The organism is Streptomyces sp. NPDC006872 (genome assembly GCF_040635845.1).
In the GTDB taxonomy this organism is placed as follows: domain Bacteria; phylum Actinomycetota; class Actinomycetes; order Streptomycetales; family Streptomycetaceae; genus Streptomyces.
Genome location: NZ_JBEYIL010000003.1, coordinates 332,503 through 357,648 on the forward strand (window position 1 = coordinate 332,503; position 25,146 = coordinate 357,648).

24 protein-coding genes are annotated in these 25,146 nt (G+C 69.8%); 10 read left to right on the forward strand and 14 right to left on the reverse strand.

All coding sequences use genetic code 11. The features are described from left to right. Positions 1–53: 53 nt before the first annotated feature. Positions 54–794, reverse strand: coding sequence for a GntR family transcriptional regulator (locus ABZ725_RS10490; protein ID WP_358802300.1), 741 nt, complete (start codon positions 792–794; stop codon positions 54–56). 224 nt (positions 795–1,018) lie between these two features. Here ABZ725_RS10490 and ABZ725_RS10495 point away from each other — a divergent pair, with 224 nt between their 5' ends. Further along, entirely contained in the window at positions 1,019–1,921 is a 903-nt protein-coding gene (locus ABZ725_RS10495; protein ID WP_358802301.1) for a D-alanyl-D-alanine carboxypeptidase, read from the forward strand. Between the two features lie 108 nt (positions 1,922–2,029). Here ABZ725_RS10495 and ABZ725_RS10500 read toward each other — a convergent pair whose 3' ends face one another. After that, on the reverse strand, positions 2,030–2,854 hold the full coding sequence (locus ABZ725_RS10500) for a maleylpyruvate isomerase family mycothiol-dependent enzyme (RefSeq protein WP_351905719.1): 825 nt from the start codon (positions 2,852–2,854) through the stop codon (positions 2,030–2,032). A 203-nt stretch (positions 2,855–3,057) separates the two neighbouring features. Between ABZ725_RS10500 and ABZ725_RS10505 the strand changes: the two genes are divergently transcribed. Beyond that, entirely contained in the window at positions 3,058–3,864 is an 807-nt protein-coding gene (locus ABZ725_RS10505; RefSeq protein ID WP_358802302.1) for a carbon-nitrogen family hydrolase, read from the forward strand. Positions 3,865–3,972: 108 nt separating this feature from the next. On the opposite strand, the gene ABZ725_RS10510 is transcribed toward ABZ725_RS10505, so the two are convergent. From ABZ725_RS10510 to ABZ725_RS10525, 4 genes are all read right to left on the reverse strand, one after another. Then, positions 3,973–5,211 carry an ABC transporter permease gene (locus tag ABZ725_RS10510; protein WP_358802303.1) on the reverse strand — a complete coding sequence of 413 codons (1,239 nt, stop codon included), beginning with the start codon at positions 5,209–5,211 and terminating at the stop codon, positions 3,973–3,975. Beyond that, positions 5,208–5,912, reverse strand: coding sequence for an ABC transporter ATP-binding protein (locus ABZ725_RS10515; protein ID WP_358802304.1), 705 nt, complete (start codon positions 5,910–5,912; stop codon positions 5,208–5,210). The genes ABZ725_RS10510 and ABZ725_RS10515 overlap by 4 nt, the downstream gene beginning before the upstream one ends. A gap of 80 nt (positions 5,913–5,992) precedes the next feature. Beyond that, positions 5,993–7,336: a peptidoglycan-binding protein gene (locus ABZ725_RS10520; protein ID WP_358802305.1), complete on the reverse strand. Its 1,344-nt coding sequence runs from the start codon at positions 7,334–7,336 to the stop codon at positions 5,993–5,995. Positions 7,337–7,415: 79 nt separating this feature from the next. Next, the gene (locus tag ABZ725_RS10525; RefSeq protein WP_358802306.1) at positions 7,416–8,336 is read right to left on the reverse strand and encodes a hypothetical protein; all 921 of its coding nucleotides are present in this window, start codon (positions 8,334–8,336) and stop codon (positions 7,416–7,418) included. 132 nt (positions 8,337–8,468) lie between these two features. On the opposite strand from ABZ725_RS10525, the gene ABZ725_RS10530 reads away from it, so the two are divergent. The 3 genes from ABZ725_RS10530 to ABZ725_RS10540 are packed head-to-tail and all read left to right on the forward strand — an operon-like array spanning position 8,469 to position 11,304. Continuing rightward, positions 8,469–9,158: a response regulator transcription factor gene (locus ABZ725_RS10530; RefSeq protein WP_358802307.1), complete on the forward strand. Its 690-nt coding sequence runs from the start codon at positions 8,469–8,471 to the stop codon at positions 9,156–9,158. Next, a complete protein-coding gene (locus tag ABZ725_RS10535; RefSeq protein ID WP_358802308.1) occupies positions 9,155–10,720 on the forward strand; it encodes a HAMP domain-containing sensor histidine kinase in 1,566 nt (521 codons plus the stop codon). The genes ABZ725_RS10530 and ABZ725_RS10535 overlap by 4 nt, the downstream gene beginning before the upstream one ends. Continuing rightward, entirely contained in the window at positions 10,717–11,304 is a 588-nt protein-coding gene (locus ABZ725_RS10540) for a hypothetical protein (protein ID WP_358802309.1), read from the forward strand. The genes ABZ725_RS10535 and ABZ725_RS10540 overlap by 4 nt, the downstream gene beginning before the upstream one ends. An 11-nt stretch (positions 11,305–11,315) precedes the next feature. On the opposite strand, the gene ABZ725_RS10545 is transcribed toward ABZ725_RS10540, so the two are convergent. Then, complete coding sequence (locus ABZ725_RS10545) at positions 11,316–11,813, reverse strand: LURP-one-related family protein (RefSeq protein ID WP_358802310.1); 498 nt, start codon at positions 11,811–11,813, stop codon at positions 11,316–11,318. Then, entirely contained in the window at positions 11,810–12,811 is a 1,002-nt protein-coding gene (locus tag ABZ725_RS10550) for a helix-turn-helix domain-containing protein (protein WP_358802311.1), read from the reverse strand. Before ABZ725_RS10550 ends, ABZ725_RS10545 begins: the two co-directional genes overlap by 4 nt. 52 nt (positions 12,812–12,863) lie before the next feature. Here ABZ725_RS10550 and ABZ725_RS10555 point away from each other — a divergent pair, with 52 nt between their 5' ends. Next, positions 12,864–13,256 (forward strand): cupin domain-containing protein, encoded by a 393-nt coding sequence (locus ABZ725_RS10555; protein WP_358802312.1) that lies wholly within the window; start codon positions 12,864–12,866, stop codon positions 13,254–13,256. A 26-nt stretch (positions 13,257–13,282) separates the two neighbouring features. Next, positions 13,283–13,843 (forward strand): hypothetical protein, encoded by a 561-nt coding sequence (locus ABZ725_RS10560; RefSeq protein WP_358802313.1) that lies wholly within the window; start codon positions 13,283–13,285, stop codon positions 13,841–13,843. Positions 13,844–13,874: 31 nt separating this feature from the next. Here the strand turns inward: ABZ725_RS10560 and ABZ725_RS10565 are convergent, their stop codons facing one another. The 4 genes from ABZ725_RS10565 to ABZ725_RS10580 all read right to left on the reverse strand — a co-directional run bounded on the left by ABZ725_RS10565 (position 13,875) and on the right by ABZ725_RS10580 (position 18,734). Continuing rightward, positions 13,875–14,039, reverse strand: coding sequence for a hypothetical protein (locus ABZ725_RS10565; RefSeq protein ID WP_334578730.1), 165 nt, complete (start codon positions 14,037–14,039; stop codon positions 13,875–13,877). Between the two features lie 61 nt (positions 14,040–14,100). After that, on the reverse strand, positions 14,101–15,249 hold the full coding sequence (locus ABZ725_RS10570; RefSeq protein ID WP_358802314.1) for a glycosyltransferase family 2 protein: 1,149 nt from the start codon (positions 15,247–15,249) through the stop codon (positions 14,101–14,103). 215 nt (positions 15,250–15,464) lie between these two features. After that, positions 15,465–16,763: a M18 family aminopeptidase gene (locus ABZ725_RS10575; protein WP_351905760.1), complete on the reverse strand. Its 1,299-nt coding sequence runs from the start codon at positions 16,761–16,763 to the stop codon at positions 15,465–15,467. 144 nt (positions 16,764–16,907) lie between these two features. Next, the gene (locus ABZ725_RS10580) at positions 16,908–18,734 is read right to left on the reverse strand and encodes an acyl-CoA dehydrogenase (RefSeq protein WP_358802315.1); all 1,827 of its coding nucleotides are present in this window, start codon (positions 18,732–18,734) and stop codon (positions 16,908–16,910) included. A gap of 192 nt (positions 18,735–18,926) precedes the next feature. On the opposite strand from ABZ725_RS10580, the gene ABZ725_RS10585 reads away from it, so the two are divergent. Both ABZ725_RS10585 and ABZ725_RS10590 read left to right on the forward strand, forming a co-directional pair. Next, the gene (locus ABZ725_RS10585; protein WP_358802316.1) at positions 18,927–19,412 is read left to right on the forward strand and encodes an SseB family protein; all 486 of its coding nucleotides are present in this window, start codon (positions 18,927–18,929) and stop codon (positions 19,410–19,412) included. Between the two features lie 193 nt (positions 19,413–19,605). After that, positions 19,606–20,586: a pirin family protein gene (locus ABZ725_RS10590; RefSeq protein ID WP_358802317.1), complete on the forward strand. Its 981-nt coding sequence runs from the start codon at positions 19,606–19,608 to the stop codon at positions 20,584–20,586. Positions 20,587–20,666: 80 nt separating this feature from the next. On the opposite strand, the gene ABZ725_RS10595 is transcribed toward ABZ725_RS10590, so the two are convergent. Then, on the reverse strand, positions 20,667–21,620 hold the full coding sequence (locus ABZ725_RS10595) for a Bro-N domain-containing protein (RefSeq protein WP_358802318.1): 954 nt from the start codon (positions 21,618–21,620) through the stop codon (positions 20,667–20,669). A gap of 171 nt (positions 21,621–21,791) precedes the next feature. Here ABZ725_RS10595 and ABZ725_RS10600 point away from each other — a divergent pair, with 171 nt between their 5' ends. Beyond that, on the forward strand, positions 21,792–22,862 hold the full coding sequence (locus tag ABZ725_RS10600; protein ID WP_358802319.1) for an AI-2E family transporter: 1,071 nt from the start codon (positions 21,792–21,794) through the stop codon (positions 22,860–22,862). Here the strand turns inward: ABZ725_RS10600 and ABZ725_RS10605 are convergent. Beyond that, entirely contained in the window at positions 22,808–24,985 is a 2,178-nt protein-coding gene (locus ABZ725_RS10605; protein ID WP_358802320.1) for a SpoIIE family protein phosphatase, read from the reverse strand. The two genes, ABZ725_RS10600 and ABZ725_RS10605, sit on opposite strands and share 55 nt — an antisense overlap. Positions 24,986–25,146 lie beyond the last annotated feature (161 nt).

Consider the following 25,146-nt stretch of genomic DNA (forward strand, 5'->3'; position numbering starts at 1 on the left):
GCCGGGCGGGTCACCCGGAAGGGTGGAGTTCGCGCTGCGGGCGCCGCCGGCGCTCACCGGACCTCCCCGCGGGCCAGGTGGGAGAACCAGTCGACGTGCCGGTGCACGATCTCGACGGCCCGCTCGGCGTCGCCGGCGCGCAGTGCCGAGAGGATCTCCTCGTGCTCGGTGAGCGTCTTGGCGATCCGGTCGGGGTGCGAGTGCATGATGGCGACCCCCATCCGCAGCTGGCGGTCGCGGAGTTGGTCGTACAGCCTCGACAGGATCTCGTTTCCGCCGCTGCGGACGATCTCCGCGTGGAAGCAGCGGTCGGTCACGGCGGCCGCGGCCAGGTCGCCCGCCGCGGCCTGCTCCTTCTGCTTGGCGAGCAGTTCTTCCAGCCGCTCGATCAGAGCGGCCGACGCGGGGACCGCCTTGCGCGCCGCGTGCTCCTCCACCAACAGACGGGTCTCCACGACGTCCGCGATCTCCTGTGCGGAGACCGGCAGGACCAGGGCGCCCTTCTTGGGGTAGAGCTTGATCAGCCCCTCCACCTCCAGCCGCAGCAGCGCCTCCCGCACCGGTGTGCGCGAGACCCCCACGGCCTCGGCGAGCTCTCCCTCGGTGAGGAGGGTGCCGCCCTGGTAACGGCGGTCCAGGACACCCTGTTTGACGTGGGCGTACACACGGTCGGCGGCGGGCGGCTGCTTGACGGAGACGGAGACGGAAGCGGGTGCGGGAACGGTCGTGGCCGCGGGAACGGTCGTGGCCGAGGGGGCGGAAGCAGTGGGGACGGGCGGGGCGGAGGACTGCATGCCCACAGGATAGATACAACACGTACGCATCGGGGGGACCGGTCCAGAATGCGGAACCAACGGTGAGCGACGGGTAAGAGTTTCGGCGAGTAATCGGAAATTCGACCCAGCAGGCGCACAACCTTGTGTGCTACTTACGTGTCACACACGTGCGGCCCCTTCTTCTTTGTCTTTCCAACTCGGCCGCACCGCAGGGGCATTCCGACGTAATCGGGGTATTTAAGTTGATAACCGCCACAAAGGGTATCCGAGTCCGCAGGGCCGCAGCCGTTGCCTTCACGGCCGGCGCAGTGCTCGCGACCGGAGCCCTCACCGCGGCACCCGCACAAGCAGTTACGGTCCCCACGATCGCCGCCAAGACCGGCTTCGTGGCGAACAACGCGACCGGTGCCGCCCTGTACAACAAGGCCGGAACCACCAAGCTCTCCATCGGTTCCACCACGAAGATCATGACCGCCAAGATCGTGCTGTCCCAGGCGAACCTGAACCTGGACGCCAAGGTCACCATCCAGAAGGCGTACAGCGACTACATCGTGGCGAAGGGCGCCTCGTCGGCCCGACTCATCGTCGGCGACAAGGTCACCGTCCGTCAGCTGCTCTACGGGCTGATGCTGCCGTCCGGCTGTGACGCCGCGTACGCGCTGGCCGACAAGTTCGGCACCGGCACGACCCGCGCCGCTCGTGTGAAGTCGTTCATCGGCAAGATGAACACCACGGCGAAGGCGCTGGGCATGACGAACACGAAGTTCGACTCGTTCGACGGCATCGGCAACGGTTCGAACTACTCGACCGCCCAGGACCTGACGAAGCTCGGCATCAACGCGATGAAGAGCTCGAACTTCCGCGCGATCGTCAAGACCAAGTCGTACACGGCCAAGACGATCACCAAGACCGGTTCCACCCGCACCATGGCGGCCTGGACCAACACCAACACGCTGCTGACCACCTACAGCGGCGCGATCGGCCTGAAGACGGGCTCCGGCCCGGAGGCGAAGTACTGCCTCGTCTTCGCCGCCACCCGCAACGGCAAGACCGTCGTGGGCACGGTGCTGGCGTCCACGTCGGCGTCGGTGCGCGCCACCGACGCGACGAAGCTGCTGAACTACGGCTTCGCCAAGCTGGGCTGACGCCTCGGCGACCAGCACTGACCAGTCGGTCGGAACAGAACGGGCCCGTCGTGATCCTCACGACGGGCCCGTTCTGTTCGCCACCGCACCCCCCGCGGCGAGCGTGTCCTACTTCGTGACCGCGAAGTTCCGCAGGATCGCCGCCGTCAGCTCCGGCTCCCCCTCCGCCTTCACCCGGTCCGCGACCGCCTCCGCCGTCACCCGGCCGCAGGCCAGCCGGACGTACGTCTCCCAGTCGAGGGTGAACGCGGCGGCAGGGCCGAGCGCGGGGGCCGTCTCCAGGGTGCCGCGGCCGTTGATGTCGACGCGGATGGTGCGCAGGAACTCGATCGGTCCGTGCACGTCGAAGACGACCGCGGAGCTGCGCGGGGCGCCGGACTTCTCGGCGACGACCGCCGGGAGCGCGGCCAGCAGCGCGTCACGGGCGATGTGCGCGCCGGGGGAGTCGAGGTTGCCGGGGCGGCCGAGGGAGGCGCGCAGATCCTGCTCGTGCACCCACACGTTGAACGCGTGGCCCCGCATGGACTCCTCGAGCGTGAGCTCGGTGCCGAGCGGGCCGCGCACCACCTGGGTGGGCTGACGCGACTCGTTGCGCAGCTGCCGGTTGCGGCGGATGACCGTGTACTCCAGCTCCGACGTCATCTCCGGCGCCGTGTGGTGGCGGCGGACGTCGACCTGCATCTCCATGTAGCGCTGGATGTCGTTGGTGACGTGGTACAGGTCACGAGGGAGGGTGTGGATGGGGCGCGGGTCGCCGTACATCTCGCAGTCCAGCCCGATGACATGCGACACGATGTCGCGTACCGACCAGCCGGGGCACGGTGTCCGGCGGTTCCAGTCCGCCTCGACCAACGGCAGCACCAGCTCGGATATCGCTTCGATGGAGTGGGTCCAGGCGTCGGCGTAGGGCTGGAGGGTGGGATGCAGACTCACGGAAACGGGACCCCTCGGCGGTCGGTACTCGGGTGGGTTGTGGCGGCGTTGCCAGCGGGAGGTGGCGGATGTCGGCGGACGTCGGCGGGTGTCGACGGGTGTTTTGAAACGCTAAGTTACGCTGCTGTGAGGCACCCCGGCAGTGCTTTCGTGTGACGATCGTAGGCCTGTGTGGCCTACTCGAATGCCAGGACGGTGGTACTGTGCGCGCCTCTCTGATCCAGATCGCCGTAGAAGAGGGCGAATCGGTCGAATCGCGGCGGGTGCGGGTCGCCGCGCTGGTAAGAGAGCAGGCCGGCGCCGCCGACCTCGTGGTGCTGCCTGAGCTGTGGACGACCGGCGCGTTCGCCTATGAGGAGTTCGGCAGCGAGGCCGAGCCCCTGGAGGGGCCGACGTACGAGGCGATGGCCAAGGCCGCGAGCGACGCGGGTGTCTGGCTGCACGCGGGCTCGATCCCGGAGCGGGACCCCGAGGGCTCCCTGTACAACACGTCTCTCGTCTTCTCCCCCTCCGGTGAGCCGGTCGCCGCCTATCGCAAGATCCACCGCTTCGGCTTCGACAAGGGCGAGGCCGTGCTGATGGGCGCGGGCGAGGAGCTCGTGACCGTCCGCCTTCCCGAGACGACCGTCGGCCTCGCCACCTGTTACGACCTCCGTTTCCCCGAACTCTTCCGCGGTCTCGTCGACGCCGGCGCCGAGACCCTCGTGATCCCCGCGGGCTGGCCGGAGCGCCGCCGGGCGCACTGGACGCTGCTGGCCCAGGCGCGGGCGGTCGAGAACCAGGCGTTCGTGCTTGCGTGTGGAACGGCCGGCACGCACGCCGGAGTTCCACAGGCGGGTCACTCGATCGTGGTCGATCCGTGGGGCGAGGTGCTGGCGGAGGCGGGCCCGGACGAGGAGGTCCTGACGGTCGAGTTCGACCCCGCGAAGGTCGCGACGACGAGGGAGCAGTTCCCGGCCCTGAAGGACCGGGTGCTGGGCCTGCGGCGGCCGGTGCGCAGTAGTCCCTGACGGATCCGCCGACGGCCGGCCTCGGTTTCGATCCGTCTGCGGCACGCCCGGCCGGGCAGGTCCCGACCGGGACCTGCCCGGCCGGGCGGCACTCCCCTAGGACAGGTCCTAGGAGCGAAGAGCGTCGACGGGTTCCATGCGGGAGGCCCGCAGTGACGGGTAGAGACCCGCCAGGAGTCCGACGAGGGCTCCGGCGACCGGGGCGCCGAAAGCGAGACGGACGTCCAGGACCGGAGTCCAGTCCCTGACGGCGGAGACGGCCACCACGACGACCATGCCCAGCACGGCGCCGATGACGCCGCCGAGGAGTCCGATGGTCGTCGACTCCACCAGGAACTGGCCGGCGACCTGTCGTCGCGAGGCGCCGAGGGCGCGGCGCAGTCCGATCTCCCCGATCCGCTCCATGACCGTCACCAGTGTCACGTTGGCGATGCCGATGGCCCCGACCACCAGCGAGACCAGTCCGAGTACCAGGAACAGGCCGTTGACGTCGCCCTGCACTCCCTTGCGTGCCTTGGCCGGGTCCGGCGGCGCCGTGACGGCGAGGGCGTCCTCGGTGCCGGGAGCCAGCGCGATCGGCGCCTGGTGGGCGACCTGGTTCGCCGCGCCGAGCGCGGTGTTGATCAGCACCCGGGTCACCGTTCCCAGGCCCAACTGGTCCTCGGCCGTCGTGGGCGGAAGGATCACCCCGGTGGAGAGCTGCTGTTCCCGCTCGGCGTCACCGAGGATCCCGATCACGGTGTAGGCCTGGCCCTTCAGGAAGACCGCGGGGGAGTCCCGTACCGAGTTGATGCCGAGGAGTCGTGCGGCCTGGTCGCCGAGCACCGCCACTCGGTCGTGCCGGGCGATGTTGCCGTCGTCGAAGAAGCGCCCGGTGGTCATCCTGCCGCGCACCGCGGCGGGCAGCGTGGGGGACGCGGCGAGAACCGCCATGGTCTGGTCGGTGACGTCCCCCGGGGAGACCACGTCGTTCGCACGTACCTGGACGCTCGCGGTGTCGGTGGAGTCCGCGATCGCCGCCACCGACTCGACCCCGGCCAGCTGCCGGACCGCGTTCACCCCCGACCAGTCGACGAGCGGGACGGAGCCGGCCGGCCCTGGTACCTCCACGGTGACCGAAGTGGCGGTGAGGGCGTCGAACCGGCCGACGATCTGATTGCCCGCCGTGGCCGAGACCCCGATGGTGATGACCAGGGTGGTGATGCCCAGAACCGTGCCCAGTGTGGTCAGGGCGGAGCGCGTCGGACGGGCGAGGACCGCTGCCAGCGCCTCGGTCCACAGGTCCCTGAAGTCCATCCAGGGACGCTCGATGCCCTTGGTCCTGGCACGGCGCCGTGCGGCCCTCATCGGCTCTCCTCCGTGAGCAGCCCGTCATTGATCCTGACCCGCCGGTCGGCCCGCTTGCTGACCGCCTCCTCATGGGTGATCACGACCAGGGTCATGCCCTGTTCGGACAGTTGGTCGAAGAGATCGAGCACGGACTCGGTGTTCTCACTGTCGAGGTTGCCGGTGGGCTCGTCGCAGAGCAGCAGGGCGGGCTCGCTCATCAGCGCCCGGGCGATCGCCACCCGCTGCCTCTCACCACCGGAGAGCCGGTCGGGCCGGAAGCCGGACCGGTGCGCCAGGCCCACCCGTTCCAGCGCCTCCTCGGCTCTGGTGCGGCGGCCGGCCCGGCCGCGCCCGGGGCGCGGCCGGCGGTAGGCCTCGGCGAGCATGACGTTCTCGTCCACCGTCCGGTAGGGCAGCAGATGGAAGGACTGGAAGACGAACCCGATCCGGCTGCCGCGCAGCGAGGTGCGCTCCAGGTCGCCGAGCCGGTTGGTCTCCACCCCGTCGAGCCAGTAGGTGCCCGAGGTGGGGCGGTCCAGCAGCCCCAGGGTGTTGAGCAGCGTCGACTTGCCGGAGCCGGACGGGCCGACGATCGACAGGTGCTCGCCGCGCCGGAGGGTCAGGTTCACGTCCCGCAGGGCGTGCACCGGCGGTTCGGAGTCGAAGGTCCGGTCGACGGAGACGAGTCGGATGACCGTGTCCGTGTCCGCGTCGGGCATGACGGATGTCAGCGGACCGGATGCAGGTGGGCCGGATGTCGGTGGGCCGGATGCCGGCAAGGCGGACGCCGGCGGGCCGGTCACTGTCCGATCACCACCTGATCGCCCGCCTTCAGGGCATCACCGGACGGTGTGACCTCCACCTGTCCCTCCGCCGAGAGACCCGCCTCGACCTTGACGTCCACCACCTTGCCGCCGCGTCGGACCCGCACCCTGGCCTGTCCGTCGGCCGATGTGTGCAGCGCGGCGATGGGCACGGCCAGCACGTCACCGTCCGACGAGCCCACCTTGATGGTCACCTTCGCGGATCCGTTGGCGTTCTTGGCCAGATCCCCCGACGGGACGGAGATCTGCACCGGCACGGGAGCCGACGCGTCATCACTCACGTCAATCGTTGTTCCCTGCGAGGTTTGACCGCCCGTCGTGTCGATCTTCGGCACATCGTCGCCCAGTGCCACGAGTTCCCCCTTCACCTTCTTGCCGTCGGGCGTCTCCACCTGCGCTGTCATGCCCTTGTGGAGCAACTTGGCGTCACTGGCCTGCACCACGGCCCGCACCACGACCTTGGAGCTGGTCACCGTGCCGACCGGTCCGGACGGGGTGTCACCGGTCTTCACCGCCACCTTGTCCAGCCGGGCCGGCAGATCCGGCAGGAAGACCAGCTCACCCGCGGGGACTTTGGTTCCGTAGCCGGCCCGGAAGGCAAAGAGCGCGTCGTTGGCCGCGTCCAACTGCTGCTGTGCTGCCTTGAGCTGGAGCTTTCCGGCTTCGTCACCGGTGTCCGTACCGCTGCCGGACCCCTCGGTGTCGTCGCCCGGGTTCCGGGCCGAGAGGAGGGCCTGCTGCGCGGTGGTCACAGCCGCTTCCAGCGTTCCCAGCTGCTGCTTGTCCGCAACGCCGGGCTCCTGCGCGACAAAGCCCTTGCTCTTGTACCAGCGGCTCACCGCCGCGGCATCCTCCTGCCCGTACTGCCCGGTGGCCCCACCGGGGTTGAACCCGAGCCGGGTCAGGGCCCGTTCGAGCTGCTTGACATCGTCCCCGGACGTGCCGGGACCCAGCGTGCGGTACATCGGTACGGATCCGCGCAGCACCAGGACCGGTCGCCCGCTCACCTGCATCAGCACGTCGCCCTCCTTCACCTCCGACCCGGCGACCGGTGCCTTGGTGACCCGCTGGACGACGGCGTCGGTGGACCCTGATCCCCCGGAGCCGGAATCCGGGGGGCCGACGGGCCCGGCCAGGGCCAGGCTCTGCGGTGAGGCGAACTCCACCGAGCCCTGGGCCACCACACTCGCGGTCAGCGACCGGCGCTCGACCGCGACGGTGACCGGTCCGGCCTTCGGGGGCTGACGTGCGGCGGCGGCATCGGCCGGCGACTGCATCCGCGATCCGGCGAACCACCCGCCGGCTCCCACCAGCGCCACCGAGGCGACGATGATCCCCAGCTGCCTGGGACGGCTGCTCCCACTCTCCCGGCGCCGCCTCGGTGCTCGGGACGACGGTTCACCCGGCACCGGTGGATCCCGGGTTCTTGAAGAACTTCGGGAAGTAGGCGGCCCGGAAGTCCTTGCCGCACTCCAGGTCCTTCATCGCCAGGGCGATCTCCTTGGTGAGCAGCGGCAGAGCCTCCTCCTTGCTCATGGATTCCGTGGAGGTCCCGTCGGGGTTCTCCGCGGCGGCGGCGCCACCGCCACCGGGGGGAGCGGACGAGGACGCCTGGAGTTTCACCATTTCCCCGATGCTGGTCGGTTGCGTGGTCGTGACGGGGATGCCGTCCCGCTTCAGACACGAGGCGTACGACTGCGCGAGGCCGACCAGCTTCTGATCACCGTTGAGTGCCTGTGCGTTCTCCTGGCTCCGTGACGACGCGTCCAGCAGCTCCTTGGGCGACGTGGAGCCGTACACCTTCTTGTTGGCCGTTGCCAGGCAACCGGTCCAGTCGTTCTGGCCTTTCTCCGAGCCCGGGACGGATCCGAGCGCCTTGTCGTAGACGGTCTTCTGTGCGGGAGTGAGCGTTTCGACGTATTTCGCGTTGTCCGAGGGTTCGTTCGCCGACCTGTCGCCCACCAGCTCGGGGTCGTCGGGGTAGACGGCGCGCGCGGTGTAACCGAAGCCGTACTTCTGCCGGAACTTCTTGGTGAGTTCGTAGTCCGCCCCGTCGGTGGCCCAGGTGGACGCGGGATCGATGGGGGCGACGGCGGTATAGGTGAACCCCTGCTCCTTCATGCAGTCTGCGATCGCGTTCTCCACGAGGTACTGGTTCTTGAGCTCCGCACCGGCGTCCGCGGGAACGTCGAGTTGCCCCGCCGACCCGGCCGATTCCTTCCCGGCGGAGGCGGTCTCGCCGTCCGCTCCGCAAGCCGCCAGCAGCGGCAGCAGACTCACCGCCACGGCCAGTTTCCGAACAGCGCGGGATCCAGGCATTCTCTCCATGAACTCCAGCGTGGTGACCGGAGTTGATCGTCTCTGGTTCGGATGATGACCCTTCTGTAACGGCCTTCGGGGAGGGGCTCCTTCCGGGACGGTCGCCGAACGCGGTCCGCCTACACTCCCGGAATGCCGCGTGTCCTGATGATCGAAGACGACCTGGACGTCCGTGATGCCGTCCGCCTGGCGCTGCGACACCAGGGGCATGAGGTCTTCGCCGCCGGAACCGGTGAAGAGGGACTGGAACAGCTCCGCCCCTTCCGCCCGGACGTCGTCGTGCTCGACCTCATGCTGCCCGGCATCTCCGGCCTCGACGTATGCCGGCGGATAAGGGAGCGCGGCCAGGTGCCGATCATCATGGTGACCGCCATGGGGGACGACAACGACGTCGTCACAGGGCTGGAGGCCGGCGCCGACGACTACGTCGTCAAGCCCGTGCACGCCCGGGTGCTCGACGCGCGCATACGGGCCGTACTGCGCAGTCACGACGCGTCGCTCTCCGACGGCGTCCGTCCCAGGGCGGAGTCGCACGGCGAGCTGGTCATCGACCGCGTCGGGCTCGCGGTGACCCACCGCGGTGAACCCGTCGCACTCGCCCCCTCAGAGTTCCGGCTGCTGCTGACCCTGTCGGCCTCGCCGGGCCGGGTGTTCAGCCGCCAGGAGCTGCTGGAAGCGGTCTGGGAGCACAGCTACTACGGGGACATACGGCTCGTGGACGCCTGTGTGAAGCGCCTGCGCGGCAAGCTCGGTGAGCTGGGCGGGGATCCCCGGTACATCCAGACCGTACGCGGCTTCGGGTACCGCTTCGGTTCCCGGTGAGCGGCGGGCGGGGCACCGGGCCGGTGCGGGTCCTTCGGGCGGTCCTGGCGCGCGTCCCGCCGGCGTGGGGCGGCCTGCGCCGCCGCCTGGTGGCGGCCTTCGCCCTGGTGGCTGTGACCAGTGCCCTGAGCACCGGAGCCCTCGCCTTCCGGGAGGCGCGCACGGGGGTGCTGCAGCAGAGCCAGGACTCCGTCATCCAGCAGTTCCGCACCAGCGTCCACAATGCCGTGGCTGCCTATGCTCCGCCGAATCCGGGCCAGTCGGACCTGCAGAGGGTGGTGGACCAGCTGCTCCAGGCCAACCAGTCACAGGGGTGGCGGGTACTGGCCACGTACGGCAGCCTCCGCGCCGCCGCGCCGAGTCCCGAGTTCGACAAGCTGAGTCCGGGACTGCTCCGGTCCGTACGAACCCAGCGCGCCGCGGTGTTCCAGCGGGTGAGCGCCGACGGGCGTCCCTTTCTCGTCGTCGGAATGCCGGTCACGTACAACCCCGGCGAGGGCATGGACGCCAGGCTCTCGGGGCTCGTGCTGTACCTGGTGGTGCCGCAGGACACCGAACAGGCCTACGTCGAAGCGATGGTCAGCGGCATCGAGCGCGCCACCCTGGTGACACTGGGCCTCGCCGTCGGCCTGGCGCTGCTGGCCGCGAGCGGCGTACTGCGCCCCGTGCGGGCGTTGCGCCGGGCCACGGACCGGATGGCCGAGGGGCACCTCGACGTCCGGCTGGCCGTCAACGGTTCCGACGAACTGGCCGACCTCTCGCGGTCCTTCAACGACACGGCGGCCGCACTGGAGCAGTCGGTCGCGGAGTTGCGCCGCCTGGAGGCCCAGGCGCGCCGCTTCGTCGCGGACGTCTCCCATGAACTGCGGACGCCGCTGGCGGCGATGTCGGCGGTCACCGACGTACTCGACGAGAAGGCGCTGAACCTGGACCACGAGACGAGTGACGCGTTGCGGCTCATCAGCGAGGGAACGAACCGGCTGAGCGGGCTGGTGGGAGACCTGATGGAGGTCTCCCGCTTCGACGCGGGCGCGGCCGAACTCAACCTGGACGAGATCGACCTGGCCGAGTCCGTACGGCGCACCCTCTCCGCCCGGGGCTGGCAGGGCCGGGTGGAGACCCGGCTGCCCCCACCGGGCGTGCTCCGGGCGCGCGTGGATCCGCGCCGGCTCGACGTGGTGATGGCCAATCTGGTCGGCAACGCGCTGCGGCACGGGGCGCCGCCGGTGCGGCTGACCCTGGGCGTGCGGGAGGAGCGGGCGGACGTGGCGTGGGCCGTGATCACAGTGACCGACAACGGACCGGGGATCGCCGAGGAAGCCATGCCGCACATCTTCGAACGTTTCTACAAGGCGAGCACCTCACGGACCAGGAGCGAGAGCAGCGGACTGGGCCTGGCCATCACGGCGGAGAACGTTCGTCTGCACGGCGGACGCATCAGTGCGGCGAATCCGGCCGGGGGCGGTGCGGCGTTCACGGTCGAACTCCCCCTGCACCGCGATTCCGCAGCCGACGCCGACGCCGACGACGACGCCAGCGACGCCGCAGGAGGTGCCCGGTGAAGGGCTCGCGCGTACCGGCGCTGCTGATCGGGCTCACGGCCGTGCTCACACTGGCGGCGTGCGGGGTCCCCCCGTCCGACGTCATCCAGGCCGGCCCGCCGGCGAGCGGCATGGCTGCTCCGCGTCCGAAGGTGCCCAGCGTCATCCGCCTCTATTTCCTGCACGACGGCGATCTGACGCCCTACCCCCGCGAGGTCGACGACCGCGGGGACCTCGGGGTCGTCGTGCGCCTGCTGTTCGGCGGACCGATCGCGAGCGAGGCCGGGACGGCCACCACGGAACTGCCCCGCCTGACGGATGCACCGGACGTCGCGATCGAGAGCGATCTCACCATCTCCGTCCAGCTCCCCGAAAACGTTCCTCCGCTCAGCCATCCGGCCATGCTGCAGTTGGCGTGCACGGTGGCGCTCACGGCTGAGCCGGTCGCCGCGCAGCCCGCGGCCGTGGACCAGGGCGAGGGTGCCCTGGCGGCTCCTTCCGGCGCTGATGCGGAAACCGCCTCCGCACCCACGAGTGTCCAGGTGCTCGGGGACGGATGGACGATGACTCAGTCGGACGCCGGGTGCCCCCGAGAAGCCTCCTAGCCCTCCCGGTGTCAGTCGTTCCCCCGCTCCTTCTCGGCCAGGTGGATCACGCACACCGTCACCGCGATGAGCAGCGCCTGATCCGCGTCCTCCCGGACGACGTCGACGCCGTACGTCTCGCGGACGTGCAGCCACCGCCGGGAGACGACGGCCAGCAGTTCGCCGTCGTACTCGATCGCGAACTCCCGGGCGAGGATCTTGCCGCTGACGTCGAGTTCGGTGCGGCCGTCCGCCAGGGCGACCCGATAGTGGTGGCGCAGCAACGACAGCCGCTTGCGCCGGATGGTGGCCAGCGGTGCGCCGTCCCGTTCGATCACCATGGTGTCCCGCAGGGCGAGCATCTTCTGGTGGATGTCGATCAGGACCCGCCCGCTGGTGTCCTTCAGCTCGAAGGTGTCCCGCAGCCGCATGGCCTTGCCGTCGACCAGGTACACCCTGTCGCCACGGTCGTTCTCGATCCAGTAGTCGTCACCGAAGCCGAGGAGCCGGTCGCGCACGAGGAATCTCATGTCGTCACCGGTTCCCCGGAGGCCGGTCCGAAACGCCGTCTGTAGGCCGATGGGCTGAGTCCCGTCTCGCGCCGCACGCGCGCGCGTAGGTTGGCGGCCGTCCCCAGTCCGGCCCTCGCCGCCACCACGTCCAGGCGCTCCTCGCCCCGCTCGATCAGCCGGCAGGCGAGCGCCACCCGTTCCCCCGTGAGCCAGGCCAGCGGGGTCGTGCCGAGCTGGGCGCGGAAGCGGCGGTGCAGGGTGGCGGGGGAGACGGCTGCGCGCGCCGCCATCCCCGCCACCGTCAGCGGCTCCCCCAGCCGCTTCCGCGCCCAGGTCAGCAGGGGTGCCAGCGACTCGTCGGGGACGTCCGGCAGCGGCCGTTCCACGAACTGCCGCTGGCCGCCGTCGCGGTGCGCGGCGAACACCAGCCGGCGCGACACCGCGTTGGCGATCTCCGCGCCGTGGTCCCGCCGTACGACGTACAGCCCGAGGTCGAGCGCGGCGGCGCTGCCCGCGGCGGTCAGGACGTCGCCCTCGTCGATGAAGAGGACGTCGGGTTCGAGCCGTACGCCGGGATGCAGCGTGCGGAAGAGGTCGGCCCACATCCAGTGCGTGGTGGCGCGGCGGCCGTCCAGCACTCCCGCCTCGGCGAGCGCGAAGCTGCCGGTGCACAGGCTCATCACCCGCGCCCCGCGCGCGTGGGTGCGCCGGATCGCGTCGAGGACGTCGTCCCCGCGCGGTACGACGTTGTCGGGACGGCCGGGTACGACGAGGGTGTCCGCGTCGTCCACGGCGTCCAGCCCCGGCACTCCCGTGACGGTGAAGAACCCGTGGTTCATGCGCACGTCGGGGGTGGGCGCGCAGAGCGTCACCGTGTACAGAGGTCCGGGCAGCCCGAGTTCGGGCCTCGGGAGCCCGAACAGTTCGGTGGCGACCCCGACCTCGAAGGGATTCGTCCCCTCGTCGACGATGACGGCGACTCTGTGCGGGGTGTGCTGCGAGGATCCTTTCGGCATATGCGATTCCTAGCACTCGCAGGGCCGGCTCGCCACGGCCGACGATGAGCGCATGGAACCCATGGAACCCATCGCGCTCTCCGCCGCCCTCGCGTCCTTCACCCAGCAGTGGAGCCCCCGCATCGTCACCACCGTCAACGACTACGACGTCCGCGTGGCCAAGGTCGAGGGCGAGCACCTCTGGCACGTCCACGACGACACGGACGAGTTCTTCCTGGTCTTGGAGGGGGAGCTCCGGATCTCCCTGCGCGAGGCGGCGGGCGAGCGCACCGTGACTCTTCCCAAGGGCTCCGTCTTCACTGTCCCGCGTGGCATCGAACACAAGCCGTACGCGCCCGTGGCCACCGAGATCCTCGTCCTCGAACCGACCGGCACGTCAACGGTCGGCGACCGGCACGAGGCCGTCCCGGCGCATGTGGACGCGACGACGGGGCACGCGCTCTGAGCCTTCCGGGGCCATAGCCTGTGGCCATGACTGCACAGGCGCCCGACGTGGTGCTCTTCGGCGGAAGACGGTTCTGGGTGACCGCCGTCGACGGCGTGGGTCTTTTCGACCCCGCCGAGCACGGTCTTGGGCCAGGGCCGATGCATACCGGCTGCTACCGCGGCTACATCTGCGAGTACGCCGTCGTCGAGCGGCGCCTGGTGTTGCGGGGACTCCGACTCGGGTCGGACGCCGAGCCGCCCCCGTTGGGCGGTGTGCGCCCCCGGCGGGAGGATGAGTGGCACTACCGGGGGACGGATGTTCCGACGGCCTTCACCGGACGCCTGCTCATCGGCAGCGGCACAGCCGCCGACCTCCCCTACCTGAACATGGGATTCGCGCCCGCGTGGACGTACCGGAAAGTCCACGAACTCACCCTGCGGGCCGGAGTCCTGCTCACCGCCGACGACTGCTCCTCGGAACTGGCCGCGGTACGGGCCGCCATCGCCGACACGGCCGCCCGACCGGCCCCTGGGGAGCCGACCAGGGAGTGGATTTCCCGCACCTTCTCCCTGACCTACGACTACAGCTGGCCGGGACGGTCCTGACTCCCTGAACGGCCCCCGACAGGCGCGGGGGTCAGCGGCGGCGCGGGCGCGGGGCCAGCTTGTAGAGGGCCATGCCCGCGGCCACCAGCGTGGTGGCCGTGACGAGCAGCGCCATGCTGTTCAGCCACAGTCCGGTGGCCGCCAGCGTGGCGCCGCCCGCGCCGGTGGTGCCGGCGCCGATCACTCTTCCGTACATCGTGCTTCTCCTAGCGGGATGGGTTCGAGGTGGGTTCGAGGTGGATGCGTGGGGGGCGGGATCAGGTGGCCACCCACTTCTCCTCGCTGCGGCGCAACAGCCCCCACAGCGAGGAGAAGTAGACGGCGTGCTGGAAGAGGTCGTAGAGCATCTCCGGGATCATCAGCGCCGCGACCAGTACGGCCCTGGGCCCGGCGCGGCGTACGGAGACGGTCTTCTCGACCACGAAGATCAGGCCGATCGCCGTCCAGAACGGCGAGAAGCCGGGCCAGCCGTACAGCGTCGTGTACGTCGTCATGTAGACGAGGTAGATCAGGAACGACAGCGCGCCGAAGCCCATCAGGAACTGCTGGAGGAAGTAGCGGGCGGTGACCTTGGTCCAGCCGTAGTCGCGCAGGTTCTCCAGGGCACCGCGCTGCCAGCGCAGCCGCTGGTGCCACAGTTTGCCCAGGCTGGGCATGACCTCGGTGGTGACCTCGCAGCCCGCCGGGGACATGGCGCGGTAGCCGAGGGTCTTGACCGCCTTGGTCATCTCGTCGTCCTCGGTGAGCGAGGCGAGGCTGTAGTAGCCGGTGCCGCCGCCGATGACCCCGGCGCGGCGGGCGGCGCGCACCTCGCGCAGGACGCGGGCGCGGAACATGGTGCCGGTGCCGGTGAGGACCTGCGCCTTGCCGCCGGTGCGCTCCAGTTCCCACGCGTAACGGTGGAACTCCATGCGCTGGAGCAGGCCGAGGAAGCCGCCGCCGTCCTCGCCGTAGAAGACGCCGCCGACGGCGCCGACCTTGCGGTTGAAGGTGGCGAGGGCGGTCTCGGCGAACCACGGGTTGAGGACCGTGTCGGCGTCCTGGACGAGCAGCAGGTCCCGGTCGTCCATGTGGGGCAGGATCCAGGCGATGGCCTGGTTGAGCGCGCCGGCCTTCTTGTGGGTGTTGTCCTCGGTGTGGAAGACCTGCGCGCCGTGGGCGGCGGCGATCCCGGCGGTCTCGTCGGTGCAGTTGTCGCAGACCACGACGATGAGGTCCGGCCGTCGGGTCTGGTCCCACAGGCCCTCGACGGCGGCGGCGATACGGTCCGCTTCGTTGTGGGCCGGTATCAGGACCGCGAGGCGCGGTCTGCCGTCCGGCGCCTCGGGGGCGGCGTGGGCGCGGCGGGCGGCGTGTCGGCGCGCGCGGCGCGGCCGCGGGCCGTGGGAGGCCGCGAGTTCGAGCACGGTGCGCGTCCCCCCGAGGTGCTGATGTGCCGGCCCGGCAGCTCCACCCCCCGGGCCTCAAGGCCTCGAAGTCTTCACGATATTCACACAAGGGCACAAGGTCCCCAGTCTTACAAAATGCTTAAAGATGTCCTATCTGTCGGGTCGTCAGACGCCCTGCGGATCGTCGGACACCGGCGGTGGCCGGACGTTCCGGCCACCGCATCCGGGTGGCCCTAGCCCTCCAGGAATGCCACCAGAGCGTTGGCCAACAGATACGGGTCGGCGTCGCCGCACAGCTCCCGTGCGCTGTGCATCGACAGGATGGCCACGCCGATGTCGACCGTGCGGATGCCGTGCCGGGCCGCGGTGATCGGGCCGATGGTCGTGCCGCAGGGCATGGAGTTGTTGGAGACGAAGGACTGGAACGGTACGCCCGCCTTCTCGCAGGCGGCGGCGAAGATCGCGCGCCCGGTGCCGTCCGTCGCGTACCGGTTGTTGACGTTGACCTTGAGGATCGGCCCGCCGTTGACCCGCGGATGGTGCGTCGGGTCGTGCCGCTCCGCGTAGTTGGGATGGACGGCGTGACCGGTGTCGGAAGACAGACAGACGGTGCCCGCGAAGGCTCGCGCCCGGTCCTCGAACGAGCCTCCGCGCGCGAAGACAGAACGTTCCAGCACATTGCCCAGCAGCGGTCCGTCCGCGCCCGTGTCCGACTGCGAGCCGTTCTCCTCGTGGTCGAAGGCGGCCAGCACCGGGATGTACGGCAGCTTCTGACCGCCGGTCGCCACGGCCGTCAGCGCCGCCGTGCCGGCGTGCACCGACAGCAGGTTGTCCATGCGCGGGCCGGCCACCAGCTCCTCGTCGCGGCCCAGGTAGGCGGGCGGCTCCACGGAGTGCACCATCAGGTCCCAGCCGGTGACCTGGCCCGGGGCGAGCCCGGACTCCTGCTCCAGGAAGGCGATGAGGTCGCCGTCGCGCACGTCGTTGCCCAGGCCCCAGACGGGCTGGAGGTGGCGCTGCTTGTCGAGCTTGAGGCCGTCGTTGTTGACCGACCGGTCGAGGTGGATGGCCAGTTGGGGGACCCTCAGGAGCGGGCGGCCCACGTCGACGAGGCGGGTCGAGCCGTCGCGCAGGGTCAACCGGCCGGCCAGCCCCAGGTCCCGGTCGAGCCAGGAGTTGAGCAACGGGCCGCCGTAGATCTCCACGGCCACCTGGCGCCAGCCCTGCGTGCCGGTGTCGGGCAGCGGCTTGACGCGCAGGTTCGGGGAGTCGGTGTGCGCGCCGATGATCCGGAACGGTGTGTGCGGCGTGGCGCCCTCGGGGACGTACCAGGCCACGATCGCGCCCCCGCGCAGTACATACCGGCCGCCCGACGTGCCGTCCCAGGCGTCCGTCTCCGAGACCTGTCGGAAACCGGCCTTCTCCAGGCGCTCGGCCGCGTTCGCCACGGCGTGGTACGGCGACGGGCTCGCCGTCAGGAACGTCATGAGATCGTCGGTGTGGCCGCGGTCGAAGCGGTGGGGTTCGCTCATGGTGTTCACCTTAACGACGTACGAGAGCCCGCTCCCGGCGATGGGAGCGGGCCCTCGTGAGGACGATGTGGAGTGTTGCCCGGTTGCGAGAGTAGGACAGCCCTGACCCCGGAACGGGTCCGGCAGTTGTCCCGGAGGGGGGGCTTAGAAGGCCGCCTCGTCCAGCTCCATCAGGTCGAGCTCGACGTCCGCGGCGATCTTGCGGGCCAGCGTGACGCCCGGCAGCACGTTGGCCGCGAAGAACTTCGCCGCCGCGATCTTGCCGGTGTAGAACGCCTTGTCCTTCGCCGAGGCCGTCTCCAGCTTCTCGGCGGCGACCGCCGCGCCCTTGAGGAGCAGGTAGCCGACGATCACGTCACCGGAGGCGAGCAGCAGGCGGGTGGTGTTCAGGCCCACCTTGTAGATGTTCTTGACGTCCTGCTCGGTCGCGGCGAGGTCGGTGAGCATCAGGCCGACGATGGCCTCCAGCTCGACGGCCGCCTTCGCCAGGTGCTCACGGGCCGAGGACAGCTCCTCGCCGCCCGTCCCGAGCGCCAGGAACTTCTTGATGTCCTCGGCGAGGGAGTTGAGTGCCGCGCCCTGGTTGCGGACGATCTTCCGGAAGAAGAAGTCCTGGCCCTGGATCGCGGTGGTGCCCTCGTACAGGGTGTCGATCTTGGCGTCGCGGATGTACTGCTCGATCGGGTACTCCTGCAGGAAGCCGGAGCCGCCGAAGGTCTGCAGGGACTGTGCGAGCTGCTCGTAGCCCTTCTCGGAGCCGTAGCCCTTGACGATCGGCAGGAGCAGGTCGTTGAGCGCGTGCTCGGTCTTCGCGTCCTCGCCGTTCGCCTCCTTCACGGCGATCGCGTCCTGCACGGAGGCCGTGTAGAGGACGAGGGCGCGCATGCCCTCCGCGTACGCCTTCTGCGTGATCAGCGAGCGGCGCACGTCGGGGTGGTGGGTGATGGTGACCTTGGGCGCGGCCTTGTCGCCGAAGGCCGCGAGGTCGGAACCCTGGACGCGCTCCTTGGCGTACTCGAGGGCGTTGAGGTAGCCCGTCGACAGCGTGGAGATCGCCTTCGTGCCGACCATCATCCGGGCGAACTCGATGATGCGGAACATCTGGCGGATGCCGTCGTGCTTGTCGCCGATCAGCCAGCCCTTGGCGGGGTGCCGGTCGCCGAACGTCATCTCGCAGGTGTTGGAGGCCTTCAGGCCCATCTTGTGCTCGACGTTCGTGGCGTAGACGCCGTTGCGCTCGCCCAGCTCGCCGGTCTCGAAGTCGAAGAGCGTCTTCGGGACCATGAAGAGGGACAGGCCCTTGGTGCCGGGGCCGGCGCCCTCGGGGCGGGCGAGGACGTAGTGGAGGATGTTCTCCGACATGTCGTGCTCGCCGGACGTGATGAAGCGCTTGACGCCCTCGATGTGCCAGGAGCCGTCCTCCTGCTGGACCGCCTTCGTGCGGCCGGCGCCGACGTCCGAGCCGGCGTCCGGCTCGGTGAGGACCATCGTGGAGCCCCACTGCCGGTCGACGGCGAGCTGCGCGATCTTCTTCTGGACGTCGTTGCCCTCGTCGTAGAGGATGCCGGCGAACGCCGGGCCGGAGGAGTACATCCACACGGCCGGGTTCGCGCCGAGGATCAGTTCCGCGTACGACCAGATCAGCGACGGCGGGGCGGTGGTGCCGCCGATCCCCTCGGGCAGGCCGAGCCGCCAGTACTCGGAGTCCATGAACGCCTGATAGCTCTTCTTGAAGGACGCGGGAACCGGCGCGGTGTTGGTCTCCGGGTCGAAGACCGGCGGGTTGCGGTCGGCGTCGGCGAAGGACTCGGCCAGCTCGTTCTCCGAGAGGCGGGTCAGCTCGTCGAGGATGCTCTTCGCGGTCTCGGTGTCCATCTCCTCGAACGGGCCGGTGCCGTACAGCTTGTCGCGCCCCAGTACTTCGAAGAGGTTGAACTCGATGTCGCGGAGATTCGACTTGTAGTGCCCCATGACGACGGCTCCATGATCCGTTAGAGAGATCGGCGAGGCACTGGTGGATCCTCGCGCTAGTTCACGTACCAACAAGTAGCAAGTAGCTACGATGATGCTACCCGTCGGTAATAAGTCGCAACCCCTACTCGGCCAAGTGTGAGAAGGGTCTACCTCGCCCGGGGGCGGACCCGTCTCGGTACGCTTGCGCTCATGTACGGATACGGCCAGCCCATGGACGGGGGCGCCGCGCAGCAGCAGTACGCCCCGCCGCCGCAGCAGCAGATGCCCGGCGGTCATGGCGGGTACGGCCAGCAGCCGCCGCTCTACCCGGAGCCGTCCCCGCCGTCCCTGGCGGACGCGGTACGGGCCTTCACCACCGGGCAGTTGGCCGCCGAGGACTTCCAGCAGGTCTTCGCGACCTCCAAGGTCTACTGCCCGCGCGGCGACAACCCCGGTTTCCTCGCCCTGCACAACACCCAGCAGCCGGTGATCCCGATGTTCACCAGCCTCAAGGAACTGCGCCGGTACGCGGGCAAGGAGTCCAAGTACTTCGTGGTCATGGGGGCCGAGGTCATCGACCTCCTGCCCACCGGCTACGGCTTCGTCCTCGACATGGAGGGCGAGCACCGGATGGTGTTCGACGCCAAGGCTGTCGAACAGATGGTCGAATTTGCCATGCGGCGGATGTACGGCTGAGGGCCTTCCCGGGTCCGCTCCCCGAACGTTTCCGCTCCCTGGCTGTCACAGACATGCCATAGGGTTCCCACAACTTAGTCGAGATCGGCCGCGAGGCCCGGAGGGAATGTCCTCCGGGCCTCCGTCGTTATGGGTGGCAGAAAGTTCAATGCTCAACTAAAGTAGGACGCACGTCGCCCAAGGAGGTACGGACATGCCCGCAGTGACCGTCGAGAACCCGTTGACCCTGCCGCGCGTCATCGCTCCGGCGGATGCCGTGGCACGCCCTGTGCTCACCGTCACGACCGCGCCCAGCGGCTTCGAGGGTGAGGGCTTCCCGGTACGCCGTGCGTTCGCCGGGATCAACTACCGTCACCTCGACCCGTTCATCATGATGGACCAGATGGGCGAGGTGGAGTACGCGCCGGGCGAGCCCAAGGGCACGCCCTGGCACCCGCACCGCGGCTTCGAGACCGTCACCTACATCATCGACGGCATCTTCGACCACCAGGACAGCCAGGGCGGCGGCGGCACCATCACCAACGGCGACACCCAGTGGATGACGGCCGGCTCGGGCCTCCTCCACATCGAGGCGCCGCCGGAGTCGCTGGTCATGTCCGGCGGTCTCTTCCACGGCCTCCAGCTGTGGGTGAACCTGCCGGCCAAGGACAAGATGATGGCGCCGCGGTACCAGGACATCCGCGGCGGCCATGTGCAGCTCCTGACCTCCCCGGACGGCGGCGCGCTCCTGCGCGTCATCGCCGGCGAGCTGGACGGCCACGCCGGGCCCGGCATCACCCACACCCCGATCACCATGGTCCACGCGACGCTCGCGCCGGGCGCGGAGCTCACCCTGCCGTGGCGCGAGGACTTCAACGGTCTCGCGTACGTGCTGGCGGGCAAGGGCGCGGTGGGCGCGGAGCGGCGTCCGATCCGCATGGGCCAGACGGCGGTCTTCGGCGCGGGCTCCTCGCTGACGGTCCGCGCGGACGAGCAGCAGGACTCCCACACGCCGGACCTGGAGGTCGTGCTGTTGGGCGGGCAGCCGATCCGTGAGCCGATGGCGCACTACGGCCCGTTCGTCATGAACACCAAGGACGAGCTGCAGCAGGCGTTCGAGGACTTCCAGAAGGGACGCCTGGGAACGATCCCGGCGGTGCACGGAATGGGCGAGGGCGGCCCGCAGGGCGCGTGAGTTCCGGTACGTTTTGAGAAGGCCCGAAGCCGCAACTTGGATTTGCGACTTCGGGCCTGTCTTGTGTTGCGGTGGCGCTGCTACGGGAGCACGTAGACGGGCGCTCCGTCAGCGGAGCAGCCGGTCTGCCGCATGCAGCCGCGCTTGAGCAGGGTGCGCAGGCAGTCGTGGACGCGAGCTTCGGAGAGGCCCGTGCGAGTGGCGATCACCTCGATGCGGTGACTGGCCTCGCCCAGAACGAGCGCGGGCGCCAGATAGGCCGCGACCGCGTGGATGTCCTCGGTGAAGACGAGATTCTTCGCCTGCCAGTCGGCCAGGAGTTGCTGGGGCGTCAGCTTCTGTCCCGGCTGGTGGCTCTTGCGTGTCTGCTTCGGTTCCGGCTGGTGGCTCTTGAGCGTCAGGGCGATCTCCACAAGCGCCTTGGCGATCGTGTGTTGGCTGGCGCTGATCTGGCGCAGGAGAAAGGTCTGCTCCTTCTGAGAGGCGGCCAGCATCTCGTCGGCCTCGATGTTCCTCACTTCGAGGCGCACGATGGCGTCGGCGACCTGATGGGGCATGACGTAGGCGGTGCCGCCGGCGGGGGCGGGCTGTGCGGGGGCCGGTTCCAGAGCGTAGGAGCCGTCGCGCTGGATGGTGGCGATGACTCCGGCGACCCAGGTCTTGAAGGGCTGTGACTCCGGCTTCATGCAGCTGTTCACGAGCTCGATGAGACCCTGGAGGTTCACCAACCTCATTGTTGTGCGGAAGCCGTGACCTGCAATATTGCGCCTTGCGTCGCTCACACCGACGCAACGTGCAATATCGCCGAACGTTGTTGTGTGCTGTTGTGAGACCGCGCTCTGCACGGCATCTCGTGTGTTTGCGTAGCCGAGATGCTTCGCCACGTCCATCGCCGGGAACCAGTGTTCCCCGTCCGGTGTGGTCAGCCTTCGTACCCGCGCCCCCGTCGCCGCGAACACGAAGTCGTTGACGTCGATCGCGTCCTGCTGTGCCGTCGACTTGTTCGGCGGCAGTGTGTTGTTCTGCTCGTACATCGAGCATCACCTCCGTGCCGGACATTAGGCATATGCGGGAGCAACAGGTGTTCACAGAAAGGATGTTCACCCATTCGGGGCGAAGGGTTGAATCTGTGTCAAAGTGACGAACCGTCATCCGTGCGGCTCTCCCCGCAGGACAACCCCCCGCCCCCGTGATCCGCTGGACCCGTGCACCTGCTTCCGCTTCCCGTTCGTCGGCTGGCCGCCTGGTGCGGCGTGGTTCTGCTTGCGTCGGGCGTCGGGTATGTGGGGATTCTGCTCTGCTCGGAGTTGCGTACCGCCGTCACTCCCGTGTTGCTCGCGTTGCTCGGGACCGCCCTGCTCGGGCCGTTGCATCGGAGGTTGGTGAAGGCCGGGGTGCCGCGGTCGGCGTCGGCCGGGCTGACGTGTGTCGCGGTCGTCGCCGTCGTCGGCGGGGCCGTGTACATCGTCGTCGCCGCGCTGATCGAGACCGGGGATCAGATCGTCGCCTCGCTCAAGAACGCCGGGCAGGATCTCGCCGGTCGGTTCGGGGCCGCCGGCACCTCCGTGGACGACCTCGCCTCCAACGCCAAGGAGTTGCTGACCAAGTTCGGGGGGACGGCCGCGTCCAACGTCATCAGCGGGGTCAGCGTCGTCGGCGAGAGCATCGCGGTGGCCGTCCTCGCGCTGTTTCTCGTCTTCTTCTTTCTCCGTGACTCGCACCGGGCCATGGGCAGTCTGCGTTCGCTCGCGCCGCGCCGTGCCGGCGACACCCTGGAGGCCATGGCCCGGCGGGCCTTCCGGGCCGTCGAGGGGTTCATGCGCGGGACGACCTTCATCGCCTTCATCGACGCCGTCTGCATCACCGTCGGGCTGCTCGTGCTCGACGTGCCGGGGGCGGTGGGGCTGGGCGCCCTCGTCTTCGTCGGGGCGTACATCCCCTATCTCGGCGCCTTCGTCTCCGGGGCCGTCGCCGTGCTGGTCGCGCTCGCCGACCGGGGCGCCGTCATCGCGCTGTGGGTGCTCGGGGTGGTGCTCGCCGTGCAGGTGCTGGAGGGACATGTGCTGCAGCCGGTGATCCAGAGCCGGACCGTGCAGATGCACCCGGCGGTCGTCATGGTCACCATCACCGCCGGGGCCTCCGTCGCCGGGGTGCTGGGCATGCTGCTCGCCGTGCCGGTCACGGCCGCCGCCTTCGCGGTGCTGCACGAACTGCGCGAGCGTTACGCCCCGACGGCCGAGCCGCCGGCGCTCTCCCCCGAGTCGCCGGGTTCGTAGAGCTCGAACCAGATGCTCTTGCCCTCTCCCCTCGGCGCCACCCCCCAGGTGTCCGCGAGGAGTTCGATGAGGACCAGGCCGCGGCCCGAGGAGGCCAGTTCACCGGGGCGGCGCTTGTGGGGGAGGTCGTCGCTGGTGTCGGTGACCTCGATGCGCAGGCGGCGTTCGCCGGGCGTCCCGATGACCTCGGCGACGAGCAGGGCGTCGGCGTCGGTGTGGACGAGGACGTTCGTCAGGGTCTCGGAGACCAGCAGGACCGCCGAGTCGAGCTGGTCCTCGCAGGTCCAGTCGTGCAGCAGCTCGCGCAGTTGCTGCCGGGCCACGGAGATCTGTTCGGGCTCGGCCTGCGCGACCGTGAGCACCGAGCGGCGCACCGGCTGCTCGACCGGCGGGGCGGCGCCCGGACCGCAGCCGCCCGCGCCCTGGCGGCAGAGCAGCAGGACGGCGATGTCGTCCTCGCGGCGGTCGGACAGGGGACCGGTGGTGTGGTGCGAGGACGGGCCGTGCACCGCCTGGACCAGGGCGTCCGCCAGTTCCTCCAGGTCGCCCTCGTGCGTCTCCAGGGTCTTGCGGATGCGCTGCCAGCCGGTGTCCAGGTCGTGGCCGCCGGTCTCCAGCAGGCCGTCGGTGCACATCATCAGCGCCTCGCCGGGTTCCAGGGCGAGCCGGGTGGTGGGGTAGTCGGCGTCCGGATCGATGCCCAGCGGCAGGCCTCCGGCGGTGGCCCGGACCAGTACGGTCCCGTCGGCCATCCGGATCGCCGGATCGAGGTGGCCGGCCCTGGCGGTCTCCAGGACCCCGCTCACCGGGTCGACCTCGACGTACAGACAGGTCGCGAAGCGCAGGTCGGCGCCGCCCTCCGCGTCGGTGAGACCGTGCAGGAAGGCGGAGGAGCGGGAGAGGACGGCGTCGGGGCGGTGGCCCTCGGAGGCGTAGGCGCGCAGGGCGATGCGCAGCTGGCCCATGAGGCCCGCCGCGCGGACGTCGTGGCCCTGGACGTCGCCGATGACCAGGGCGAACCGGCTTCCCCCGGACTTCGTCCGGGAGGCGCCCCCAGGGAGCGGGATCATGTCGTACCAGTCGCCGCCGACCTGGAGGCCGCCGCCGGTCGGTATATAGCGGGCGGCGAGCGTCATGCCCGGTATCTCGGGGCCGAGGCTGGGGAGCATGGAGCGCTGCAGGCCGTCGGTCAGCTCGCGTTGGGTCTCCGCCGCGCCCGCTCGGGTGAGGGCCTGGGCGAGCATCCTTGCGACCGTCGTCAGCACGGACCGCTCGTCCGGGGTGAACGCGACCGGGTAGGCGAAACCGGCCATCCAGGCGCCCATCGTGCGACCGGCCACCGTCAGCGGCAGAAACGCCCATGAGTGGCGGCCGAAGTGCGAGGCCAGCGGCCAGGTGAGCGGATAGCGCTCCTTGTACTGCTCGGGGGAGGACAGATAGACGGCCCGGCCGGTGCGCACGACCTCGGCGGCCGGATAGCCCGTATGGATGGACATCTGGCTGAAGGGGCCCTCGTCGCCGGGCTCCTGTCCGTGGTGGCCGATGATCGTCAGCCGGTCGCCCTCCACGCCGAAGACGGCGAGTCCGTCCGGGGAGAAGCCCGGCATCGACAGGGCCGCCGCGACCCGCAGCACCTCCTCCGTGGACCGTGCCTCCGCCAGCGCACGGCCCGCGTCCAGCAGGAACGCCTCCCGTGAGCGCCGCCAGTCGCCGGTGACGGCGGTCCGTCCGGCGGGGGTGCCCGGGGTGGGCTCGGTGACCTCCTGGAGGGTGCCGATCAGCTCGTACGCCTTCTTCGCCGGGTCGAAGGACGGCTTGGAGCGGCTGCGGACGACCCGGACGACCCGCCCCTGGTCGTCCATGATCCGTATCCGCACCTCGGCGAGGGTGCCCTCGGCGACGGCGAGCTGGACCACTCCGGTGATCTCGTTCCAGTCGACCGGGTGCAGCCGGGCCCGGGTCTGGGCCTCCGTGAGGACCGTCTGCTCCGCGGGCAGCCCGAGCAGCCGGGCTGCCTCGGCGTCGACCGTGACCAGTCCGGTGGCGGTGTCCCAGTGCCAGAGACCGGTCGCGAGGGAGGCGAGGACCTCCCCCACGGCGGGCAGCGGCTCGCCAGTGCGCATTGCCCCACTTTAGGAAGATGGGAACGAAGAGTGCCACTGATCGCCAGACCGGTATTGCGGGGAGCCGATCAGTGGCTGCCCGGTACGCTGGGGGTTGTTTCACGTGAAACAGGGCCACGTTCCACGTGAAACGCGCCCCGCACATACCCCCGATCCGCGAA